At 64.6% G+C, this 5,712-nt stretch carries 3 protein-coding genes; all 3 read right to left on the minus strand.

Features of this window, described 5'->3' with window-relative positions; genetic code table 11:
- Positions 1 to 168 precede the first annotated feature (168 nt).
- On the minus strand, positions 169 to 771 hold the full coding sequence (locus NMK44_RS41700; RefSeq protein ID WP_254753370.1) for a hypothetical protein: 603 nt from the start codon (positions 769 to 771) through the stop codon (positions 169 to 171).
- A 190-nt stretch (positions 772 to 961) separates the two neighbouring features.
- Complete coding sequence (locus NMK44_RS41705) at positions 962 to 3,868, minus strand: DEAD/DEAH box helicase (RefSeq protein ID WP_254753371.1); 2,907 nt, start codon at positions 3,866 to 3,868, stop codon at positions 962 to 964.
- Between the two features lie 499 nt (positions 3,869 to 4,367).
- A complete protein-coding gene (locus tag NMK44_RS41710; RefSeq protein ID WP_254753372.1) occupies positions 4,368 to 5,258 on the minus strand; it encodes a hypothetical protein in 891 nt (296 codons plus the stop codon).
- Between the last annotated feature and the right edge of the window lie 454 nt (positions 5,259 to 5,712).

Genomic DNA, 5,712 nt, shown 5'->3' on the forward strand with positions numbered 1-5,712 from the left:
CTGATCGGTGAGTCGGCGTACACGGACAGGCTCAGCCACTCGCACCTCCAGCGATCGAAACGGACGTGACCGCCAATCCAACCGCCCCAGCCGCCAACCCGGCCAACCTTCCCGGTCACAGCACTAGCGGTCGAAGTCGCCTATCGGGCCACTGGCTGTGGCCGCGCGTCAGGTATGCGCTTGGCTGTCGCGGCAGGGAGACTCCGAGCTTGCGAGGCTGCGGGTCTGCTCTGGAAGCAGAGGGCGGAGATGACCGAAGACCCAGGTGTCGACCGAGCCGGGGTAGCTGTCTATCCAGTCCCCGGGCGGGGGGTCGTACGGCTCCGACAGACCGTGGCACCACTGCGAGATGATGTTGTCGCCGATCGCGAGATCCGTCACTGCGGTGCGCAGCTTGACGGCGTGCTGAAGGATGCGGTCGCGACTCACGGACCAGATGGCGCCGATCGAGGCGCCTTCGTGGGCGATCCAGTTCCGGGCTTGCCTGGCCTTGTGCAGAGTGTCCATGTCCATGGTCCGGCCCATCACGTGGGCGGCCAGGCTGTGCAGGGTGCCACCCAGCAGCTTGTCGGCGGGGACTGAGGCGATGGCCTCTTCGAAGGTCATGGCCGGTTCGGCCTGGTGGGCGGTGATCAGGTTGCCGACGCGGAGCACGTACTGGCACTTGTCCTCGTAGGCGTTCGCGAGGTGTAGCGCCCTGCCCACCGAGAGGAACAGCGCGTCGAGCAGTTCCGGTTCCTGGGGTTTCAGGAGGCTCAGTGACCAGCTCATGCCCGTCACGTTAGCGGGCGGTTCCCGGGCGTCGCCGCTTTTTCGCGGGCGGCTACTTGCCATGGGCGATGTCGCTTTCACGGGCTCCCCAGAGCACCCCGTTACTCCCCAGATTCTCCCCAGGCGATGCAGGGGAGGGACGCGTGGGAGGTGGTCGCTAACTCGCCCTGCGGCAGTCACGATGGCTACATCACCTGAGCTGCCGGGTCCGTAGCATCGACCGGACGAGTTCTCGCTCCTGCTCTGTCTCCATGGCGTCCAATACCCACTGCGGTGTTTGCGCGAGGTGGCGTCCGGCAAGCTGACGCAGTTCCTCATCGTTCATCCAGACCGCCGAGGGAGTGAGGGGCATGCGCCGCTCGAGCAGGTGGGCTACGACCCGAGGCCGGACGCCTGCCCTGGTCCACGCTATGGCGCCCGGGCTGTTGGTTCCCCACCTGACGGCGAACGGCAACAGTCCGAGTGTTCTGGCGCAGATATCCGGCAGGTGCCAGCGACCGGCTAGCGGCTCGGATTCGCTAGCAGTGGTGACGATGGCCCCCAGCGCTCCGGCGAGTACGCTCATCCTGAACCCGAATCCTCGGTCGGTCAGACCGATGATTTTGGGCAAGGGCATCTTCCGCCCGCGGCTACCGGTCCTCTCGAAGCTCGTCCCCAAAGCGTGGCCGGCCACGGACAGCAGATCCTCCCCGCGCATCCACGAGAGCAGGGTGGCTTCCAGAGCCCGGTGTCCATGGGCTGCTTCGTCCGGCTCGGACGACCATAGCCCTTCGAGGGAAGTGGACCGGTAGTCGTTGGACAGCGGCAGAAGCCTGTCCACAGTCTCTGGTCCCACTGATGCAAGAGCGCCCACGAGGAGTTGCGCCCAGCCCTCCACCGTGTCGGGGATTTCATCGGTGCCCAGCACCGTGAAGAGCTGTCGGTAGAGATGTGAGGTCTCCGGGAGCCCGAGGCCAGCCCGATGTGCGGCCAGGCTCACCCACTCCGGTACCTGTTCGCGGGCAAGGAAGTCGGCGCCTGTCGCTTCCAGCGCTTCGGCGATCGGCTCGACCTGGCTGACTGCTCCAGCCCTGTGGACAGCCCATGTCCGACGCACCACACCCGGTGCGTCCCCGCTGCCAGCGGCAAACGAAAGGAAGGAGAAGGCGGACTGTTCCTCGCCCTCCAGAGTGCTGACCTCCAGAGTGCCGCCGAGGACCTTGTCGATGAGGCTGTCGAGTCTGCTGCCGACATCGTTCGCGGCATCCTCATAGGTCAGAAAGTGTGCGTCGGCCCGTCTCGCCACTTGCTTGCCGTTGGCACCAGCCCCCACGTGGGTGGCACGCCCTGGAACGACCACCGCAATCGATCGGGCGGACGTGTAGGCACGTCCGGCCCTGCCTATGGCGTTCAGGAGCTGGGTCCTTGAGCGGCGTTCGCGTTCGGCGGCTGATGCTTCCTGGTCGAACCCCACCTGGGTCCCGCCGATCACCACCGCAGTTGCGGGCAGGTTCAGGCCCTGCGAGAGCGTGCCAGTCGCGAAGAGCACTCGTACGCGATCCCGGTCAAACGCCACCTCGCTGGCCCGCTGTTCCTCCCTCAACAATGCGCCGGTGTGCACACCCACTCCCTTCGCCAGGGTCTCCCTCAACTGCGATGGGATGCCGAGCTCGGCGTCCGCCAAGTCCAGCAGTGCGTCGATGTCTCCGTCGCCTTCGGTCGGTACCCAGCTGGGGGACCCGGGTTGCTTCATGGCTTGGGTGAAGCTGTCGTGCCGGTTCTGGGGAAGGAAGGCGACTACACGGTGACCGTTCTCCGCCAGGGCGGCCACGAGGACCGCGGTCATCGGGAGGCAGACGCCTGTCGGCGCCACCCCATCCGTGCGATGGAGTTCTCTTGAGGAGCGCAGCGCGGTACGGACCACCGCGTAGTCCGCGGGGTCGCTCGATGCCCAGGCACCTTGCAGCCCCACCAGCAGTGATACGGGCGCCGCGTATTCGAGTTTCTTGCGACGAGCGGGAAGCGCGGCCAAGTTCCTCTCAGCAATTGAGCGAGCGGCTTCGTCACCTGTTCGATCGAATCCCGCGATGGCTCGGAGCGTCCTTGTGGGGCGCCAAGGGTGGCTAATGGGAACGGCTTCGACGCCGGTCGCTGCGGTGAGCCACCCTGCTAGCTCCTCCGCGTTGGCAACCAGTGCCGACAGCAACAGCGCCCTGACGTGTGGAGCCCTGTGCAGGACCTCGGCGATGACTAGCTCTGTGAGAGCGCCACGTCCGCCCGGCTCCTCAATCAAGTGTGCTTCGTCGAGGACGCACAATTGGAGGTCCTCGAATGCGACCGGGTTCTGCCGCAAGGCCAGCGAGCACTTCTCCGGTGTCATCACCAGCACCTGACAAGAATCGATGACGGCGAGGTCCTCACCCCCCAATGCCGCATACTCCGCTCCACCGAGGAACCCTCGCACCTGCACCCCTGGCAGAGCACCGAACACAGAAGACAAACGGCGCTCTACTTGGCCCACCAAGGCATTCGTCGGCGCCAGGTAGAGCACCCATCCGCGGTGCAGGGTCTGCGCGATGGCTAGTTCCGCCACCGCGGACTTGCCTGCCCCAGTGGGCACGCACACCACGGCGTGAGCGTGTGGACCGGGAAGCGCCTGTCCGGAATAGAGTCTCGCCGAGGGCCACAGGAGGGGGCGTGACGTTGACTGCTTCTGCACGTACGCCGGATAGCGCTCGTCAGCGTCTGGCGGTGGCGGAACCGAACGCAAGGCACGTGTCTCGTCCTCCTCCATCGCCTTGGCGAGCAGCACGGCGACGTGGTGGATATCGGGATGGGTAGCTTGTCCGATCCAGCCGTCCGGATCCGGGCGTAGCAGGGAGATCAGTGTGTGCACCTCACTCACCGCGTCCCGGGTGGCACCCCGCTGATGGGTGAGCCACAAAGTGTGCTGGCGCGCGGCATGGCCCATCCGCCTCCAGAGGGCGTCCCGGATGCGGGTCTCCAGCCGAACGCTTTCGTTCGGCACCGGAGGTGGTTCGGGGAAATCTGCGCTCACCCGCAACAACAGCAGTTCACGAAATGCCTGCATAGCCCACTCCGACACTGCAGACTCCATGTCGGGTGGTGTATCTAGCTCACCAATCTCGTCACCGCATCGTGCGGCGTTGGCATCATATCCGGCGATGCGATATAGGAGCCCAGCTTCCAAGTGCTCGTACCTCTGAGCTGATCCGAGCGGAGAGGACGAAGGGGACGAGTAACCTTCCGGCTCCGGTTGTTCGTTACAAATCGACAAAGCCTCGGCTGCTACGAAGGCGCAAGCCTGGATCGTGACGGTCGCTAGTTCAGGCGCGAGGACAGCATGGACCTCAAGCGCTGTCGCCAGTCTGCGCAGTGCTGCCCGCGGAGACCGTCTGTCTCCTGGGGTAAAGGGTCTTTCGCCTACATCGATACGGGTGCCCTCGGCTGGGCGTTCGTTTGACCCCGGTGTCAGATCCCGCCAATCCATGACGTCGACCCAGGCGCGTGTCAGCATGCGTCGAATCTCTGGGGCGCCGAATTCGCTGATTCTCGGCAGCTCTTCGAGTAGTGCGTCTATCCCCCGATTGAACACGTCACACCACAATCTCCGTTACGGCGTCTCTCATGGCGTCAGCGACGGAGTCGAAGAATCCGTGAAAGTCGAAGAGGCGAATGACCAGGAGACGTTTCCGGTTGAGAGGCGGCACCAAGTCCCTCAAGGTGACACGCTCCTTCTGTGCGTCGAAGGGTCTCTCATGGACGATCGACGGAACGTAGCATCTCCGGTTCAGCACTGCCTTCGATACCTGCTGGGCATGGTCGGCGGAGAGGTAACCTTCCAGCGCCGTCAGTTCCTGACGCAGATGGCGTCCATGGTCTCCCGAGTCGAGACTCTTGAATATTTTTGACGCCTGAGTCAGCTGGCCGCTGCCATCCTGACGGGATGCCTTGCTTTCCCCTATCGCGAGGGAAAGTGCGTCGTCATCGTTCACATACAGGGCAACAGCATCGAAGCCCTGCTGAGTCGGGATGGGGTGTATCTGGCGTAGCGCGTGTACCCGTCCGCCCAAAAGCTTCGCGGGCTCTCGATTCTGGAGGGTCAGGAGCACATGGAGGAGACCTTCCGCGAGCCAAGCGTTCCTCTTGGTGTCACGGAAGAGGATCTCCTCCGGGGTTACAAAGGTGTTGGTGGCTCCGACCAATTCGACCACGTCGGCAGCCAGTTGTAGCTGATCGTCGATCCCGTCTGCGAGCAGAGCGGCAGCAAGACTGACGTTGCACTTAACCGCGCCAACGAGCAACCCCACGAGCACCCTGCCTAGGCTCCTGGTTACTTTGGGCGACTCGATTCCGGACACGCGTAACGCCGTGTGGGACAACGGTCCAGGCAACACACTTAAGCTCACGGACGCCGCGATCTCATCCAGCGCCAGTCCGACCAACTCGAGGGGCGATCCCGGCGCTGCTGACTGTATGCCTCCCACGGCCGTACGATACGCCCACGACCGATCTTTTCGCTTGAGTGTCCAACTCACGCTAGGCGTTGGAGGTCCGTGGGACGTCGCCGGGCCCGCAGACCAGCCGAGTCGAGGAGCGAAGAGCCGGCTGCATGCCTCGTACGGGCGGCCGGATGCGCACAACGACCCGTCCGCGACCACGCGGTCAGGCGCGGTTCGAAGCCGGGACGCCGGACCGGGCGCCTTTGGTCCGGTCTATGGTGGGTCGAGGCGGACAAGTTTCCGGGCGACATCTACACATCGTCGTCGGGCCTTACGGAAATAGTCCCGCACGTGCCTGACGTTGTTGGTCCCCTAGTGCTGTGACCGCATAGGTTCGCCGGGTTCAGGCTGCGGCTGCGAGGGGGCGTCCGCCCCAGCGGATGCCCTTCTCGCTGCGAATGCGGGCCCGTTCCTTGCGTTGGGCGGCGAGTACATCGGG

The organism is Streptomyces cucumeris, from assembly GCF_024295805.1.
GTDB lineage: Bacteria > Actinomycetota > Actinomycetes > Streptomycetales > Streptomycetaceae > Streptomyces > Streptomyces cucumeris.